This is a genomic window from Methylomusa anaerophila, assembly GCF_003966895.1.
GTDB classification, from domain to species: Bacteria; Bacillota; Negativicutes; order Sporomusales; family Sporomusaceae; genus Methylomusa; species Methylomusa anaerophila.
Genome location: NZ_AP018449.1, coordinates 1,975,274 through 1,993,486, shown reverse-complemented (window position 1 = coordinate 1,993,486; position 18,213 = coordinate 1,975,274). Strand labels below are relative to the sequence as shown.

At 51.0% G+C, this 18,213-nt stretch carries 14 protein-coding genes; 2 read left to right on the top strand and 12 right to left on the bottom strand.

Annotated features, from left to right (window positions below):
- Positions 1–35: 35 nt before the first annotated feature.
- The 5 genes from MAMMFC1_RS08835 to MAMMFC1_RS08815 all read right to left on the bottom strand — a co-directional run bounded on the left by MAMMFC1_RS08835 (position 36) and on the right by MAMMFC1_RS08815 (position 6,976).
- The gene (locus MAMMFC1_RS08835) at positions 36–1,286 is read right to left on the bottom strand and encodes a radical SAM protein (RefSeq protein ID WP_126308192.1); all 1,251 of its coding nucleotides are present in this window, start codon (positions 1,284–1,286) and stop codon (positions 36–38) included.
- Between the two features lie 214 nt (positions 1,287–1,500).
- Positions 1,501–2,751, bottom strand: coding sequence for an imidazolonepropionase (gene hutI, locus MAMMFC1_RS08830; protein ID WP_126308191.1), 1,251 nt, complete (start codon positions 2,749–2,751; stop codon positions 1,501–1,503).
- 14 nt (positions 2,752–2,765) lie between these two features.
- On the bottom strand, positions 2,766–3,680 hold the full coding sequence (gene ftcD, locus MAMMFC1_RS08825) for a glutamate formimidoyltransferase (protein WP_126308190.1): 915 nt from the start codon (positions 3,678–3,680) through the stop codon (positions 2,766–2,768).
- A 238-nt stretch (positions 3,681–3,918) separates the two neighbouring features.
- Positions 3,919–5,952 (bottom strand): urocanate hydratase, encoded by a 2,034-nt coding sequence (locus tag MAMMFC1_RS08820; RefSeq protein WP_126308189.1) that lies wholly within the window; start codon positions 5,950–5,952, stop codon positions 3,919–3,921.
- A gap of 259 nt (positions 5,953–6,211) precedes the next feature.
- Positions 6,212–6,976, bottom strand: coding sequence for a tRNA threonylcarbamoyladenosine dehydratase (locus MAMMFC1_RS08815; protein WP_126308188.1), 765 nt, complete (start codon positions 6,974–6,976; stop codon positions 6,212–6,214).
- Positions 6,977–7,079: 103 nt separating this feature from the next.
- Between MAMMFC1_RS08815 and MAMMFC1_RS21150 the strand changes: the two genes are divergently transcribed.
- Positions 7,080–7,283, top strand: coding sequence for a hypothetical protein (locus MAMMFC1_RS21150; protein ID WP_145987629.1), 204 nt, complete (start codon positions 7,080–7,082; stop codon positions 7,281–7,283).
- A 66-nt stretch (positions 7,284–7,349) separates the two neighbouring features.
- Here MAMMFC1_RS21150 and nrdD read toward each other — a convergent pair whose 3' ends face one another.
- The 3 genes from nrdD to MAMMFC1_RS08800 all read right to left on the bottom strand — a co-directional run bounded on the left by nrdD (position 7,350) and on the right by MAMMFC1_RS08800 (position 9,101).
- Complete coding sequence (gene nrdD / locus MAMMFC1_RS08810) at positions 7,350–7,622, bottom strand: anaerobic ribonucleoside-triphosphate reductase (RefSeq protein WP_126308187.1); 273 nt, start codon at positions 7,620–7,622, stop codon at positions 7,350–7,352.
- Between the two features lie 146 nt (positions 7,623–7,768).
- Entirely contained in the window at positions 7,769–8,155 is a 387-nt protein-coding gene (locus MAMMFC1_RS08805; protein ID WP_126308186.1) for a RidA family protein, read from the bottom strand.
- Positions 8,156–8,327: 172 nt separating this feature from the next.
- On the bottom strand, positions 8,328–9,101 hold the full coding sequence (locus MAMMFC1_RS08800) for a hypothetical protein (protein WP_126308185.1): 774 nt from the start codon (positions 9,099–9,101) through the stop codon (positions 8,328–8,330).
- Between the two features lie 244 nt (positions 9,102–9,345).
- On the opposite strand from MAMMFC1_RS08800, the gene bfr reads away from it, so the two are divergent.
- On the top strand, positions 9,346–9,810 hold the full coding sequence (gene bfr, locus MAMMFC1_RS08795) for a bacterioferritin (protein ID WP_126308184.1): 465 nt from the start codon (positions 9,346–9,348) through the stop codon (positions 9,808–9,810).
- Positions 9,811–9,975: 165 nt separating this feature from the next.
- On the opposite strand, the gene MAMMFC1_RS08790 is transcribed toward bfr, so the two are convergent.
- The 4 genes from MAMMFC1_RS08790 to MAMMFC1_RS08775 form a co-directional block, all read right to left on the bottom strand.
- Complete coding sequence (locus MAMMFC1_RS08790) at positions 9,976–11,325, bottom strand: surface lipoprotein assembly modifier (RefSeq protein ID WP_158618712.1); 1,350 nt, start codon at positions 11,323–11,325, stop codon at positions 9,976–9,978.
- A 109-nt stretch (positions 11,326–11,434) separates the two neighbouring features.
- The gene (locus tag MAMMFC1_RS08785) at positions 11,435–14,074 is read right to left on the bottom strand and encodes a CHAT domain-containing protein (RefSeq protein ID WP_232035802.1); all 2,640 of its coding nucleotides are present in this window, start codon (positions 14,072–14,074) and stop codon (positions 11,435–11,437) included.
- Positions 14,075–14,115: 41 nt separating this feature from the next.
- Positions 14,116–15,042, bottom strand: a complete 927-nt coding sequence (locus MAMMFC1_RS08780; protein ID WP_126308181.1) for a hypothetical protein — start codon at positions 15,040–15,042, stop codon at positions 14,116–14,118.
- 53 nt (positions 15,043–15,095) lie between these two features.
- On the bottom strand, positions 15,096–18,173 hold the full coding sequence (locus MAMMFC1_RS08775) for a CHASE2 domain-containing protein (protein ID WP_126308180.1): 3,078 nt from the start codon (positions 18,171–18,173) through the stop codon (positions 15,096–15,098).
- Between the last annotated feature and the right edge of the window lie 40 nt (positions 18,174–18,213).

Below are 18,213 nucleotides of genomic sequence, written 5' to 3'. Positions count from 1 at the left end.
AGTACGGTATATAAGGGAAAACCACGGCCCAAATATTAGGCCGTGGTTTTCCCTTTCTTCATATTGCCACGGTCCTTACGCAGGTTAAGCTGCTCCACCGTGTAGCCCAGTCCTGTCTCAACCGTATGACAATATTCCACACTCATAATTCCTTTTTTTAATAGCCGCTTTTGCGTTTGATAACCGATACCCATGGTTAAAACAGCGTCGCAGTCAGCCACAGCTTTGATCATCTCAGCCCGGCGCGTACCTTCGCTGGCGCCCGCGCCTAAACAGTGTTTGTCCTGTTTACGTTCATCCACCAGATTGAAATGAATGCCATCGCCAATGTAGATCCGTAGTTCACCGGCCTCATCGAAATGCTGGTCGACAAATTCGCCCTGTTGGGTAGTAACGGCAATTTTGTAACGTTTCCGCTTGGTGGCTTTGGGTCTGGGAGGCTCTAAATCATAGGTCTGGTCCATAAATTCACTCATCCGGTCTTCGCCGATAAGTCCGACAGCGTCGGCACGGCACAACTGACAATGGGTCATTTGTTGCCCGCCGCACACTTCCCGCATGGCGGCGACGTCTTTCATCGTGGTCTGGGGCAGACCATAGAAGACGCTTCCCAATATAGGGATATGCGGTATAATATTGATGAGGCCTGCGCCCCCGGCCCGAAGCTGTTTCACAATCTCAGGGATATGCCAGTCGTTTACCACCTTGATCATCACCGTGTTAACTTTGATTTCTACGCCGGCGCGGACAAGACGGGCAATTCCCGCCAGTTGATTATTGATCAGCAGGGTTGCTCCCTCTACGCCGTGCAACCGTTGGTCCTGATAGCGAACCAATCCATGGATTTGGGCACCGACTTCCGGGTCAACCGCGTTTACGGTAACTGTTATATATTTGACTCCTAACCGTAGGATCTCATCGGCATAATCCGGCAGCAACAGGCCATTGGTGGAGAGACAAAAAATAATTTCCGGGTCCATTTCTTTGATCAGGGCAATTGTTTCCCGGGTCTCTTCCCAGTTGGCAAGCGGCTCTCCCGGACCGGCGACGCCTACTACACTCAAATTGCTGATTTTTTCCTTCACCAGGGCAAACTTCTGCCGGGCCTGAGCCGGCGACAAGATCTGACTGGTCACTCCCGGTCTGTTTTCATGGATACAGTCAAATTTAGTATTGCAATAATTGCAGCGCATATTACATTGTGGCGCAACCGGCAGATGCATCCTGGCATATTTTAAATGGGCCCCGTAAGAATAACAGGGATGTTTACAGGCTTGGTCCGGCATATCTTCTCAGCCGCCTCCTACTCAATAGATATTTGCTTCCGCCATTTATCGCAATTTAGTTATTCGTGAGTAAGATACAGGATATAAGACAGAAAGAGGCTATAAGCAGATACTTATAGCCTCTTTGCTGTATACAAATATGAAATTAAATATACTATAACACATTATCTGGAAGACAGCAATAGCCTCAGTTAAATTCAAAAAATTATAACTGTTATATTTTGGCAAGGCTTACGGGCTTACCCCTCTTCACCACTGAGCGGACTAAATTGATTCCCCAGTGATAGAAAATGTATTCCAGGTCGGCGGCATTCCAGATTACCAGGTCGGCCTGTTTGCCCGGTTCAATGCTGCCTATGGCGTCAGCCCGGTGGATGGCGGCGGCGGCGTTCAGGGTAACCGCCGTTAAAACCTCGGCCGGGGTTAACCTGTATTTGAGGCAGGCAATGTTCATCGGCAGCTGTAAAGACTCGGTGGGGCAGGAACCGGGATTAAAATCGGTCGCTACTGCTACCGGCAGGTTGAGTTCGATCATTTTTCCGGCCCTGGCGAAGCTTTCTCCCAGATAAAATGACGTTCCCGGCAGAAGAACGGCGATGGTTCCATTTTGGGCCATCATGACGAGTCCTTTATCATCGGCGTGGATTAAATGTTCGGCGGAAACAGCCTGTAATTCGCCGGCGAGACCGGCGCCCCCCGACGCAGTGATCTCATCGGCGTGAATTTTAGGCAGCAAGCCATGCCTGGCGCCGCATTCTAATATTGCCCGGGACTCGTCGACGGTAAACACGCCATCTTCACAGAATACATCGCAAAACTCGGCCAGATTTTGTCCGGCTACTGCCGGAATCATTGCCTCGCAGATAAGTTTCACATAGTCGGACTTGCGGTGCCGGTATTCGTTCGGTATGGCATGAGCCCCCATGAAGGTGGGAACCAGGTCGAGCGGGTGAATTTTATTCAGTTCACCGATAGCCCGCAAAGATTTGATTTCATCCTCCAGGTTTAAGCCGTAGCCGCTTTTCACCTCGCAGGTGGTGGTCCCGTGCGCCAGCATAATATCCAAAGACCGGCGGCCGCTTTCCATCAATTGGGCCAGTGTCGCCTGCCGCGTCCGGTTTACAGTATAGAGTATGCCGCCGCCTTGCCGCAGGATATCCAAATAGCTTAGTCCCTGCAGCTTCAGCGGCAGTTCCCGCTGCCGCCAGCCGGAAAAAACCAGATGGGTATGGCAATCTACCAGACCGGGAGTCACTAACGCCCCCTGGGCGTCAATGATCCGGGTGGCGTCATCAACAGCGCCTGCAAAAGTTGCGTTGCTGCCGCCCACCGCTGCGATATATCCGTCGCAGGCAACAATATAGGTGTTGGGCACAAGGGATATCCGCCCCTGCTCTTTTCCCCTGCGGGCCTTATTGCCGAGGGGAGTGGCTAACAGGCCGATATTTTTGACAACCGTTTTCATCCATGCACCTCGTACTATTCATCACTGTTTCCGGGCAGCAGGCAGTTCTCCAGTACTTGTTTCCCGGCGTCGAAGTTCTCCAATTGGAGGTAATACCGGGCTGAATCCACCAAAGCGTTCATCGGGGCAAGACCCACAATCTCGCTGCCGAGAATGCTGACCCCGTAACGCCGCGCTTCCACTTTGACCAGTTCAAATACCCGGTAAAGGGGAGTTTGTTCATAGTTGGTCATATTAATGGATACCTGGGCGATATTGCGTTCTTCCAGCATAACGCCAATGGATTTGACATATTTAAGTCCGCCGCTCTTTTCCCGGATGATCTTGGCAATGGAATTAGCGATATTTAAATCAGAAGTATTAAGATTAATATTGTAGGCAACCAAAGGCATGCGGGCGCCAACGGCTACCGCGCCGGCGGTGGGGTGGGCCACAGGTTGACCGTAGTCCGGCTGCCATTGGGGCTGCTTAAGTTTATCGGCCAAGCCCTCAAACTCTCCCCGCCGGATATCGGCCAGATTTTTTCTATGGGGGGCAGAGGCTGATTCTTCATAAAGAATGGCGGGAATACCCAGCTCAGCGGCAATTTTCTGGGCTACCTGGCGGGAAAGGGCCACACATTCCTCCATGGTAATATTGCTAACCGGCACAAACGGGATTACGTCCACAGCGCCCATACGGGGGTGTTCCCCTCTGTGCTTAGTCAAGTCAATCAACTCAACGGCCTTTTTGGCTGCCAAAAAAGCTGCCTCCCCTGCTTCAGCCGGCGTACCCATGAGGGTGAAAACACTGCGGTTATGATTGGGATCGGCCGAGTAATCCAGCAGGATAACGCCGGGTACGGAGCGGACAGCGGCCGCCAGTGCGTCTATTACCTCTTGCCGTATGCCTTCGCTGAAGTTGGGAACGCATTCAACCAATTTCGCCATATTATTTCTCCTTTTAGTTGGGAACTGCTTATAAACAGCCATCTGCGTCGTTGCTCCTGCGATCCTCACTCCAACGTACTTGCCAGTACGCCTCCGTTCCGGTTCTCGTCGCGCCTAGACGGTCTGACTATGATTGATCATAAATGATTATCAAGTTGATATTCAATAAGTTTTTTTCATATGCAACGGTATCTGACTATTTCTAAGCAGTTCGTGGCAGTTGATGAGTGAGCGGCTTCTATGGATTAGAGAAGACTTGATTAACTAGTTTTTTTATAAGATCTTCCTCCGGGATGTAAGGTAGGGTGATATGGGCTGAGGCTGCGTAGGCTTTATTGAATTGTATGCAGGTTGTGATGGAGTTGGGATTGCGTGCCCAGGAGCGACGGGCCACTCCGCCCATTACGTCCCATAGCATTGCTGATTTGATAATGTCATCTACGCGGGGGCTGCCGTCAAGAACCAGGCCGAAGCCGCCGTTGACGGCTTTGCCGATACCCACTCCCCCGCCGTTATGGAGGGCGACAAGGCTCATGCCGCGGGCGGCGTTGCCGGCAAAGCATTGGGCGGCCATGTCAGCCATGACGTTGCTGCCGTCTTTAATATTGGCTGTTTCCCGGAAAGGGGAATCGGTTCCGCTTACGTCATGATGGTCCCGGCCCAGCATTACCGGGCCGATTTCGCCGCTTTTAACCATGGCGTTAAACTTAAGGGCGATGTTTTGCCGTCCTTCAGCGTCCTGGTACAGGATTCTGGCCTTGGTGCCGACAACCAGCTTGTTCTTTTGCGCGTCCCGGATCCAGATGTAGTTATCCCGGTCTTGGCCCCTGCGGTCAGGGTTGATGCAGGCCATAGCCGCCCGGTCGGTTTTGATGAGGTCCTCCTCCCGGCCGCTGAGACATACCCACCGGAAAGGTCCGTAGCCGTAGTCAAAGAGTTCCGGCCCCATAATATCCTCCACATATGAAGGAAAAATAAAGCCGTCTTTTTCATCAATGCCATTTTTGGATATTTCCCGGACACCGGCATCATATACTGCTTTCATAAATGAGTTTCCATAGTCAAAGAAATAGGTTCCCCGCTCTGTCAAGGTTTTAATCAGCTCAAAATGCCGGCGCAAGCTTTTGTTGACAAGTCCTTTGAATTGCTCCCGGTCGCCGGCTAGCAGCCGGGTTCTTTCGTCAAAGGTAATCCCCTGCGGACAATAGCCGCCGTCATAAGCCGCATGGCAGGAAGTCTGATCCGACAGCAAATCGATAGGGAGATTGTTTTTGACGGCGTACGCCAACAGATCCACAATATTGCCGTGATAGGCAATGGAAATGGATTGGCCGTTTTTCTTGTGTTCATCCGCCAACTGGAAAATCTCAGTCAGATTGCCGCTGATTTTACCCACCCACCCCTGATCGTAGCGGGTTTGGATGCGGGAATAATCCACTTCGGCAATAATGCCGATGCCGTTGGCGATTTCGACGGCTTTGGGCTGAGCGCCGCTCATGCCGCCAAGTCCCGAACTTACGAACAGCTTGCCTTTCAGGTCGCCGTCACCGGGTACGCCAAGTTTTTTCCGGCCTGCTGTGAGGAGAGTGTTAAAAGTGCCATGCACAATTCCTTGGGGGCCAATATACATCCAGCCGCCGGCAGTCATCTGCCCGTAGTTGGCAACTCCCATTTGTTCGGCGATTTCCCAGTTGTCCTGGTTGTCAAACATGCCGATCATTAATGCATTGGTAATAATGACTCTGGGAGCGTCCGGCCGGGAGGGAAACAATCCCAGGGGATGGCCGGATTCAACCACCAGGGTCTGCCTGTCGGTCATGACTTCCAGGTATTTTTTGATCAAGCGGTACTGCAGCCAGTTTTGGCATACCTGGCCGGTTTCCCCATAGGTAACCAGTTCATAGGGATAAAGGGCAATGTCGAAATCCAGATTATTGTCAATCATCACCTGGAAGGCTTGGCCTTCCAGGCACCGGCCCCGGTATTCGCTAACGGGTTTGCCGTATATTCTGCCTGCCGGCCGGTACCGGTAGGCGTAAACCCGCCCATAGGCAACAAGTTCCTGTAAAAACTCCGCTGCCAACACGGCATGCAGTTCGGCCGGCACATAACGCAGGGCGTTTTTCAGCGCCACTTCCGTTTGGGCCTGGGTCAAGCGAAATCCCCGATTGGGAGCGCGTCTTACGCCGGCAGCGAATTCCAGCATTGGCGGCAGCTGGCTGTCAAGCTTTATAGTCATGGACTGGGATACATCCCTATTGCTGGTTAACATGATTTGGCCTCCGTTTTGTATCTTACTCAATCAACCTTTTTGGATCAGGAACTCTTTCGATACCTCAATAGCACAATAAGCCCAGAGGTTACTGTTTTATTCATTTCCCATTCTCTTTGCTTATAATGCAGTTCCAGTATCAGGGACAACGCATTTTGGCGGGCGCTGACTAACTCGTTCGCGCCAATGGTACAGGTTTGCCGCCTGGTCAAATTTTTCACGTGAAACAAACTCAATTTCTTTACAACTGTAGTATGTATCAATAGTGTGGTCTAGATATTATATCTTTAACAACTTCACCGGCGATAATCAACCCGGCAACCGACGTGACAAAAACAACACTGCCCGGTATTTGCCGCCGGGAAGTGCATTTCCGGGTAGTGCCCTGGGGACAGATGCAGCTCATTGCGCAGCTGGTTTCCTCACTCTCTACCGGCTTAACCGGTTCCTCCCGGGAGTATACCACTTTGAGGGAAGTGACCCCCCGCTCCCGTAATTCCTTGCGCATAACCTTGGCGAGGGGGCAAACGGAAGTGCTGAAAATATCGGCTACTTCAAACCGGGTCGGATCTAATTTATTCCCGGCGCCCATAGCGCTGATGATGGGAATATTTCTTTCCTTGGCTTTTACCACCAGGTCGATTTTGCCGGTTACCGTATCAATGGCATCCACGATGTAGTCATAATCAGCGCTAATTATCTCTGCCGCCGTTTCCGGCAGGTAAAATTTCTGAAATGTCGTCACTTCCGCCTTAGGGTTAATGTCCAGAATTCTGTCGCGCATAGCCTCGACTTTCGGTTTACCGACAGTTTTGCGGGTTGCATGCAGCTGCCGGTTGATATTGGTGAGGCAAATACAATCATCATCAATTAAGACAAACTTTCCAACGCCGGACCGGACCAATCCTTCGGCTGCGAAAGTCCCTACACCGCCAATCCCGAATATGGCTATCTTGCTGGCTGCCAGCTTTTTTAGCGCCTCGGCGCCGATTAACAACTCAGTTCGCGAAAATTCGTGAAGCATGCCATACCCCTTTTATAACTTATCTATTATTCGCCCTTGCTAACAGCATTTATAACATTATTTATAGCATTTATAACATTATCAAAATTATCCGGTATAGTCAATGAATCAGCAAAAAATCAAAAGCCGTTCGGCTAAAGCCGAACGGCTGACAAGCAAGCTACTTGCGCGAAATGCGTCTGGATATAACTTTGCCGCACTTGGCGCACTTGATGTTTCCTTGCTCATCGGGTGGTTCCATGACCCCCCCGCAACGCGTATGAATCAACATGTTGGCACCCATATTTGCACCTCCTTGAATGGTTAAACAATATATAGTATATTAGGTGCCAAACAAAATCAGAACTGGACTTTGGTTCTAAATATAATTTTTTTATGAGTGGGCAATACGCTGTGAAAGTTCCGCTTGTTTGGCATCATTAAACCGGTCTGATGTGGATAAGTAGCCGGTAATCCGCCGGATGCGTTTTATCGGCGACCGCTCTGTCGCCTTCACTATGATCTCATCACCGTCAAGCGTCAGGCTTACTTCTCCAAGCCGCCTGCCCTTGGCCTGCCAAAGGGCTTTTTCCTCATGCAAAATATCCCTGATTTCCTGTTCGGTGATACCTTCCTGCGCTGCAATGCGAATTCCGCCGATCATCATATGCATCCCTCCTGGTAAACTCAACTACGGTTTATACTTATATATTGTAGCAATTATCGATAAATAATCAATAGGCTGTTTGTCCCTAATTTGAATGAATTTTACATGGAAATTCATTCAAGTGGATCGCGCCGTGGAGATAATACTCAGTCAATGTAAGCAATTGCCTCAACTTCGCAAAGCGCGCCTTTCGGCAGCTCGGCTACGGCTACGCAGGAACGGGCCGGAGCGCCATCAGAACCGAAATATTCCTGATATACCGTATTGAATTTTGCAAAGTCGTTCATGTCTTTCAAGAAGCACGTAGTCTTAACCACCTTGGCGAAAGATGAGCCGCCGGCTTCCAGAACGGCCTTAATGTTTTCCATTACCCGCCGGGCCTGTTCTTCGATGCCGCCGGCAATCATGGTCCCGGTTGCAGGGTCAAGGGGAATTTGCCCTGATGTGAATACCAGATTAGCCAGCTTAATGGCCTGAGAATATGGACCAATGGCCGCCGGTGCGGCCGCTGTGCTTACAACTTCTTTTTCCAAAGTTATCCCTCCCAGTACACTTATAATGTTACCAAAATAATACAAATAAATCAATCCTTGTCTAAGTATAAATGGAAAAATAACAATCCATCATACCATCATAGAATGTTTCTGAATGTTTCTGAATGTTTCTGAATGTTTCTGAATGTTTCTGAATGTTTCTGCCTGATCCTCAGCTTCGATAATAGCTAAATATGGCGTCTAATATTGAATTCGCCATGTCCTCTCCCTGCAACTCATTCAAATCATAAAAGGCAATATCGAAGGCAACGCCATGAATCTTCACATGCGGAATGAATTCGTTATTTGTCTGCAGAAAAGTAGGTTCGCCAAAATTATGAATAATGCTTTCCCGCTCCCTGTTGCCCGCTTTCTGTTTGCCGATGACATATCGATCAAAAACACCTTGCAGGGAATCAATGCAATTGCCTGCCTCATTGTACAGGAATAATTGGCCGGGCCTGCCTCTGAAATCTATCAGTTCATTCCCCAGCCCAACCCGCTCCTTTTCTTCTCTGGCCCATTCAGCATCAAAATCAATATTGATATTATCGACGACAGGCTCCCATAACGGCTGATCGGCAGCATTTATCTCATACAGGATTATTCCGGCATCGGCAGCTATCTTCTTGACATCTTTCTGGTAAACCGGCTGAGTAAATTTGACCCCAATAGTTAATCCGGATATATCTTGAATGCTTGCCGCCAGTTGAAAAAGCTCCGCGCGGTCTAACCGGCTATTCCAGTTCCTGACCTGAATCACTGTCTTAAATACAATATCCCCCTCGGCAAATTCCCAGTAAATATCCGCCTGATGGGATGACGTTCTGCCGGCTATAACCGCATCCTTCTCAAGGGTAAGAGTCTGAACAGAATCTATCTTGGGGATTGCCTCCAACAATTCGCGAACAATTCTCTCATCAGATAAAGTTGGGATAATTGCCAATTTAACCACCGTCCAATAAATAAATTATGTTCTGATTCTACCATAGGTAATACGTTTTCTGCCAGAGCATATGGAAATAAATATCACCAACATTAAGTCAGAGCAAAAAGAAAAAGGGGGTTACTAAATTTATTAATATTAAATATTAATAAACTTTAATGCTTAATGCTAATTGCATTCTTCGCCAAAAAGTGTTATTTTATTATTAAGTAAATAAATCTTACAAATGGAAGGGGTTTTTTTTATGAAGGGAGATCCGAAAATAATTGACACACTAAACGCACTGCTTGCGGATGAATTGAGCGCAATTAATCAGTATATCGTACACGCCGAAATGGCTGCAGACTGGGGTTACCAAAAACTGCACAACCATTTTGAAAAACGGGCCATTGATGAAATGAAACACGCGGAAAAACTGATTGGCAGAATCTTGTTTTTGGAAGGACAACCCATTGTTTCAAAACTGACGGACATACATATCGGCGCGGAAGTGCCGCAACAGCTTGAGTATGACCACGACGCGGAAGAAAAAACTATCAAGAATTACAACGCCGCTATTAAGCAGGCGGGCGAGTTGAATGACTTCGCTACCCGTGAGATTCTTGAGCAGATTCTTAACGATGAAGACAAGCATATTGACGATATTGAAGCCCTGCAAGACCAAATTTCTCACATAACTCTGCCTTTATTCTTAAATGCTCAGTTATAAGAAAAGTGCACAATAAGGTGTCGGCACCCGTTCTCAGTTGAACAGGTGCCGACATATTTTTATTGCAACAATTTGGTAATCTGCAGATTTGCCATTTCTTGTTAAAATAATAAAGAGATTATGTACGAAAACGCGAACCAGCTTTATTCAAGCAGTTGTTTTTCCCTAATAATTTCGAAATACCTGAAACTGGAGTTGAGTCCGGTCATAGCGGTAAATATCCATGTTCGAATGATTGGCTGTTAACGTGCAACCCAATATATAATTCCAGTCGCCGACTGTTTTGATAAAATTGATGAGCAAACTGCTCTGACGATCGCGGCGGCCGGCAGGTTGCTGCAAGATCATTTCGCTGTAGGGATCTGTTCCCTGGTATCCATACCAGGTGAAACTTGGTTGGAGAACAAAAGCGTAGCCTTTTGGCAATTGACGATAATGAGTAAGCCGCACAGTATTATAACTGCTGGCAAATTGATCGGCTTCAGCCGTTTCCCGAGTATGACCCACGCCTAATTCCAAAAAGCCGGCATTGCCGAACAACCATCGTTCGGCGACATTTACCGAGTAAGCATTGCCTGTGCGTTCGGCAGTTGAATAGTACCGCCGGTGCATCACCCCCGTTGAAACGGTTAATATCCTGTCTTTAGCCAGTTCATACTGCAGTTGGGGCGCAATCCCCCAGGAAAAACTGTCCCGCTGACCGCCGATTTCGGAAAATCTGGCTACGGCGGGAATGGATATCGTCTCTTTACCCTGCTTGAAAACCGGACCTATGAGCAGGTTGGTCTCGTCCCAACTTTGAGTCGTCATATTTACATAACCCGTGCGATAGTAGGAAAATCCTGTCTGCCAGGCCTGCTTCGGTCCTACTTGGTCAAAATAATCCAAAAACAGGCCGGTGGTAATAGCGTGGTCGGAACGTTTCCGGTTATCTATTGTCCAGCCGTTGTAATATATGATGTCATCCGGTCCCGCATTGACATTGCTGTCATAAAGATAACCGAGGGAGGCTCTGATTTGCAGTTTCTTTTGGCTGTCCATCTGTTCGAGGAAAGCCTTCACGTGTTCCGCCACTACTGCCGGCGGTTTTGTAGCCAACACCGATTGAAATTCAACCCTGGCGGCGGCGTACTGACCGGCGGCGGCGAAAGCCCGGCCCAACTCCAGCCGGACTCGGGGAAGATCCGGCGTCACCACCAGAATTTTCTTATAGTAATCGATGGCTTCCGCCGGTTTGCCTAAGGCGGTAGCGCATTGTCCCAATAAAAAATTCAGGTTGTTGTCGTCGTCGTGCTGTGAATACTGCTGTTTCAGCATGGTATAAGCTTCAGCAAATTTTTGGGCTTCCATTAGCCTGACGGCTTGTTTGGCAATTGTCAGCGCTTCATACCGGGCCAATTGTTGTGCCTCTGCCCCGTCGCCTTCCGTAACCGGGACGGCTGCACTGCCTGTCCCGCAGAAAAGCATGAGCAGCACAGTCAATATTATCATTTGTGATGCCCGTATTCGATTCATATACATTTCCTCCCCTACTACCGCCGCCGGAAATATCTCGGCGCAATGAATTTATCGATCTGAAAGGTCAAATGTGCAGTTTCCGGACCCGGTACATGTCGAGACCGGGTTATATGCCGTAAAGAACGAAAGGCGCCCAGTATACCGGCAAGCTGTAACGGCCGCCGCTGATAAATTCCCGCTTGGTTTCGTTCAATGCCCTGACTTGATCCTGACCGGTCATCAATTTGGCGAAAAAGCTTTTGCTGAATTCAACGGCGCTGTCGTCATCCAGTGTTTTCCACAAAGTTGCTACTGTATTCTTGTTTCCTGCCACATAGAGAACATAGGTAAGACCAAGAACGCCTTCCCCCGGAACAAATTTGCCGCGCCCCGTCTCACAGGCGGACAGGTATACCAAATCGCTGTTCAGACTATATCCCGGCCACTTGGTCACTGTTACAAAGCCGTCGGTGCCGGGCGCCAAGTCTTTCTGTCCCAGCACGATGGAATTCATATCCGGCTGGGCGGCGTCAAAATAGCCGTGTACGGAAAAGAGCAGATATCGATACCGGGCAAGTTCTTTGCTCTTGTTAAGTTCCAGCAGTTTGGCCTCCGTCGCCGCACCTTTTTTATAGACCGCGCAGCGAGCGCTGCTGAAAAGTCCGGCCAGCGCGTCCAGTTCCGGCTCCGATGAACGCAGATCCTGCAAAGATCCGCCCCGGACACGGGTATTGCCGTTCAAAGCACTGCCGGGTCCCTGGTAATAAGCCGCCCCCATGGCAAATAGATCCTTGCCGGAAAACTGCTCCCATCTTGCCTCTTCGCCGCGCTGTTTCAGCAGAGCCAGCATAGACAGGGACTGGATATAACTAACGTCATGGTCAAGCACCACCTGCCGGTCATTTAGGAACAAAGTTTCAAACGGCAGCAGGTTCAGAGTGCCGTCGGGCGAAATCAGCCACTGCCGTTTTCCCTGAATATCGGCGGCAACGGGAGCTAACAATTTGTCGCCAAGATACTTGGCAGTCTGACTGACATAGGCGTACAGCTGTTTGTTGTCTTTGAGCGGTTCAGCGCTTTCCGCCGGTTTGAGCGGGCTGTCGGTCAGTATATAACTCCCATCGGCCAGGCGCCAAAGATATTTGCCATTTTCCCGCAATTGGTTGATATCCCGGGTAGCCAAAACCTCCCGGAAAGTAGCCGCCATTTGATCCAATTGCGGAATTTCCCCCAGGGACACCCCTTTCAGGCCTGCAGCCGAATCCAATACAAAGGCAATAACTTTGTTGTCGCTGGTCTGCACATAGCTGATCATGACGGTTTGCGGCGGCACCAGCCTTTGAGCGGCCGCCGCTTCCATAATGTTGACTTCATTGAGTTGGCGGTATTTGGGATATTTATCCATAAGACTGGCCCGATATTGTCCGTATTCCCGCAGCAGGTCGTTTTTCTCGGTTTCCAGGCGAGCTCGTTCTACGGCCTTATCCAGAACATTGGCCAACAAGTCGTTATACCGGGTGATGCGGACCTGATAATCATCCAAACGCGCTGACTCATCCGGGCTCAGAACGCCGCTGGCGTCGGCCAGGCGGTTGGCTGTTAATTCCAGCAACGTCCGGGCCTTGGTCAATTCCGCCAAGTGAAAGGCTTTGGTCTGATCTTTCTGCTCCAGGGCCAGCAGGGCAAAATTTTTGTAAGATTGTATCCATTGGGCGAAGAAAGCTTGCCGGTTTTCCGGCGACAGATCGCCGCTGCGCCGCAATTCTTCCACCCCGTCGACTAACTTCTGCAAATAGGCTGCCGCTTCGTTATTGCGTCCCTGAATATAAAAATCAGCCGCCATATTATTTAGGCTGATCAAGGTTTCCGGGTGTTGTTCCCCTAATACCTCGGCCCGCAGTTTCACGGATTTTTCTTCCAAAGCCAAGGCTTCCGCATAGCGGCCCATTTTGTGGTATGTGAGCGCCAGGTTGGCCAGACAAGCCAAGAAATCGGGATGCTTATCGCCCAATGTTTCCGCACTCAGCCTGAGGGCTTTTTCCTGCAAAGGTGCCGCATCACCATACCACCCCATGGCATAGTAGTCACTTGCCAGGTTGTTTAAGCTGGCTAGAGTCGCCGGATGTTTTTCCCCCAGAATTTCCGTGCGGGTGGCCAGCGCCTGTTTATCGACAGGCATGGCTTCTTGAAACCGGCCCAGCTTGCGATAATCGGCCGCCAGATTGTTCATCCCGGTCAGCGTTTCCGGATGTTTGGCTCCCAGTACGGCGGTTTTCAGGTTCACAGTTGTTTCATCCAGCGTAAGGGCATCCTCATACCGGCCCAGGCGGCGGTAGTCGCTGGCCAAATTGCTCATGGCCGCCAAGGTATCCGGATGCTTGTCACCCAATACTTCCTGCCGCAAAACCAGCAACCTCTCATCCAGAGCCAGCGCTTCGGAATATCGGCCCAGACTGCGGTAGTCGGTAGCCAACCCGCTCATGCAGCTTAGCGTAAAAGCGTGTTTTTCCCCAAATAAATTCCGACTCAAGCGCAGAGCCTTTTCCGACCAGGGCAGCGACTCCCCATGCCGCCCTTGCTGCCAATAACCGGCTATCAATTCCAGCATGGCTGCCAATACATCCGGGTTATTCTCTCCCTGCGCGGCAATTTGCGCTTCCACGCGCGCCTTTAGCTGCCCTGTGTCGCCGGCTCCGGCTGCGGCAGCAGCCGGCTGAACCGTCAGCCAGCAGTACAGCGCGATGACAATCAGGACAATCCGAACCATTGCCTTCACTTCGCTACCTCCGATAAAAAATCCATTATATGTCAGCGGGTGCTGTCCAGGTGCTGCTCAAACCGCCGCAGCAAGTGCCCGGCTTTTTCTTTCATTTCTTGCCGGCCGTCGTCGCCGGCAGCTTTCAAAAACCGGTAGCTCAGCCAGTACAGATCCACTTTGTCCGGACTGGACTCGCTGGCAAATTGCAAGAACATGGCTTTGTTAAGCAGCTTGTCGTTAGCCGTGCCGGCGCCTGTTTCTATGGAGCGCAATCCTTCGGTTACTTGCGAGGCGGTGTCATTGTCCAGAAGCATAAGCTTATAAGTGTCGTACAAACCTTCCACCCGCCAAAGGTAGGTCTGCCCCGGCGTTAAGCCCATCTCTTCCGGTGTCAGTTCCAGGTTCTTTTGTCCGCTTACCTCTTTGCGAAACACAGTTCGCTTGTCTTTGGTTTCAACCACCAAAGCTTTGCCTCTTGCTTCCCCCCAGGCAAAGGTTACCGGTTGACCGGGCAGAAGGGTAGCCATATAGCCAGGTAAAGGATAGCGCTCCTCCCCGGCCGGCGCCGATACGACCGGGCCTCTGGTGGCGGCGTATTGAGCCCGCATTTCGCCGTCGACAAAACCGAAAAACTCTTTCATTTTGTATATGGCCAAATTAAGAGCTCCCGGCGGCGAATATACTACCTTTAGCTCATTGCTGCCTACCGCCTGAGCCTGAGTATAGGGATGCCATTCAATAGCCAGGCTGTCTACACCGTCACCCTGCAAAATATCGCCTTCATATAAGGCTTCTCCCCTTTGGGCCGGTATTTGCTGGCCATCCCGTAAAATCACAACATTGCCGGCAACGTCGCCGGCAATTATGCCTCTCGGCATAGCAGCCAGCACTGCCGGTCCCGGACACAGAACCGTCAGGAGAATAATTCCCAGTATCATAACCGCCTTGTTGATTGTTTTTCCCGTCGCTTTTCTCACAGCGCAGTACCTCCTTGTACAATTTGTCCTAAAATCCGTTTCGTCCGTTACAGTTACAGTCCCAAAATAATGCTGTTGATCACATTGCCGTGAACATACATTCCCGGCATAGTCCCCAACGGCGTTGGATAACTGTCATGTTTATCCGGGCTGGAGTTGCCGACAACGACAATCTTGCCTCTAAGCAGCGGGACGTCGCCCCGGGGCGACAGGTATTTGCCCAAGCCGCTGACTTTGAAGGATTTTAGAAACAAGTTTCCCGGGTCGTCTTTGCGCAGTACGCCTTCCGGCACCAGGTAATACTTGATCCGGTGGTTTTCATACCGTGTTTTATCGGCAAAATTGGCTTTCACTTCTTTATTGCCGAAGTGCATAGTAACGGCGTACAGATTGCTGTTTTTTCCGTTGCCGGCCGCAAGAGCGATTTGCCGGCCCAACGTATGGAGCTGGTCCGCCGCATTGCCGCCCAACGCCGCCGCCAAGAGCGGCGTACCCCACACCGTCGCGGCGGACCCGTCCGGCCGGGTGTAAATGTCATAAGGATACCAGAAACGCATCTTGTTGTCGTAATTAGAAGCCACCGTAGCCCAGGGAACTGATTTGAAAAATTTATCCTGATTATCGATTAAATCGTCGAAGATATTAGTGCCCAGCATGCCGTCGCTGTACATTTTGACCGGAAAAATAATTTTGGGTCCGTTGGGATCGTTTTTTATGGCCTGCAGCACCTGCCGCAGTCTGGCGTCCCGGTCCGGAAACTGATAATCCGCCTCGTCCAGAAATATATCCAGGGCGATAACTTTAACGCCGCTGCGGTGCAGCATCTCAATCAGTTCGGCCAGTTTATCCCGGGGTGTAAGTTCCGGCTTGCCCCATTTAAGATATGTTTCATGGTCAATGTCGATAAAAGCCAATTGGTCCGATACCCAGCCAAACTTTTCCGCGGTTAAAATGTCTACGCCGCCAACCATGACGGTCTCTATGTCGTGCCGCAGTTCCACCATCTTTTCACCCCAGGTGGTTCCCATAAAGGCGTAAAAACCGCCGATCAGCGCCACACATGCCGCCACCGCCGCCAGTCGCCTGTTGCGCCGCCGCCGTTTGGCCAGATTTAAGGAAGCTTCGATAAACGCCACGATCGGCCCGTCCAGGTGGGCCGGACAGCGCTTCAGGGCATCCCGGGCGTCGTTCAATGGTTTGCCCGCCGGCAGTAAATATTCGTCCCGGCGATTTTCCTCCTGCCAGCGCAAGGTTGCTTCCAGCAGTCTGTTGCGCAGCCGCAAAAAGTCTTTTTCTTCATTCAGCCAGGCTTGCACACGGGGCCAGGATCGCAGCAGCGACTCATGCGCCACCCCGACGGCAGCCGCGCCGTCGCTGCCTGTTCCCACAACCAGCAGACGGGCTTGAACAAAAGCATCCACATACTGCTTATGTTCGCCGCTAATCGTTATAACTGCCAAATCGACCCGCCGGCCGCTGACCTTTTCGTCTTCATGATCATCAATAGTGGTAATAGCGCGAAAAATATCGGGAAAAACCGCTTGCACCGCCGGTGGCAGCGAAGCGAACACCCTTTCGGCGTTGCGAGCCAGCGCCCCTTCCATTCCTCCCATGTCGTGATAAGCGGCGAAAGTCAGGATGTTGCCCTGTCGCTGTTTATACAGCTCGGCCAGCGTAAATTCCAGCAACGGCAAAGCCGACCGGTTGGCGGCTGCAGCCTCATGCAGCACTTCATCCAAAGTCTGGCCGGTCATAACGTTCTTTTCGAACCGGAGCCCGGCGGCATAAGTAGGTTTGAGAATTATCTGACCGATTTCCGAAAAGGACGGCGGCAATAAATCATATTGGCCTGAACCGGACTTAAGTTCCACCAATTCCGGAATCTCGGCGCAGCGGGCATAAAAGTCGCTGCGCATTGTGCCCAAAAACCAGACCAGCCCGGCGGCAGCCAACTGCGCTGCAAGCTGCACAAACCGCCGCCGGCCGGCTGCGTCCGGCCCGGCCGTAAACAATTCCTCCGCCTGATCAATAACTACCAAAAGTTTGGCCACAGGCAGCGCCGCCAAGGCTTCCTGCTTGGCCATCGCCGCCGCTGCTGCTTCCAGGGCTTGCGTCAGCAGCTTCTCAGCCTGGACGGAGTCGTCGCCAAATTCCGCGGCGACTTGAGCCGGATCTTTGCCGTCAATAAATAATTCCGGCAGACCTTTGGCCGTATTTAAGGCTTGCGCCATAGCGCGAAAAGGATCGCCGCCGGCGTCGCCGGGACGGAAGATGCAGCGCCGCCATAAGTCGACGCCCTCAATAACGCCGGGATGGGTGAGAGTGGGAATGACCCCGGCCCGCACCACCGAAGACTTGCCACTGCCGCTGCCGCCAAAAATCATGAGAAAAGGTCGGCCGTCCGCCGCCTGCCGGACAAGCAGGTCCTTAATTTCGGTCACGGCTTTTGTCCGGCCGAAAAATACCGGGGCATGCTCCTCTTCGAAGGTTTCCAGCCCCCGGTACGGCGATCCGGAAAACCAGCTGGTTCTAATGGCGTCTTCCTGATCTTCGGTCCAGACATCAGGGACTTGCTTTTTGATCACGTCCCGCAAATGAACTTCCAGTTTTTCCTCGAACTCTTCCGCCGTCTCAAAACCGGTGTAGGCCGCTTTAAAACCCTCGATATGATCCCCGAAGCGGGTGCGCCAGAACTCGGCCACCAACCGCCGTTGCTTTTCCCGCTCCTGCCGGTCTTGTTCATCAAGATAAACCGGGTCAGGCTTCTTGGTCTTCCGGTATACCAGAAACAATGGTTTGCCTGTTTCCCGGTACAGCCTGGCAGCCGTCTCAAACTCCCATTCGGTGCCGGACAAATAAGGAGTACCGTCTTCTTTGACATAATGCCCCGGCAGTTGAGTGCCCAGCCGCTGCCAAATAATGCAGATCATAATATCCGCTTGCGACAAATCGTCGCCAATCTGATCCTGAAAATGGGATGTAGCCTTCACCGCCAGGTTTTCCCACAGGAAGCACTCTAGTTTGAAAAAGGCGGCGAATTCCCCGCTGAGCCGTTCTATGACCCGCTGCGCCAGCAAACGTTCCTGACCCACGTCGCCGGGGGAGGAAATAAAGATATGCAGTGTCCGCATAAGCTAACTTTCACCCCTTCCCAAGCGGTCAGTCCTGATT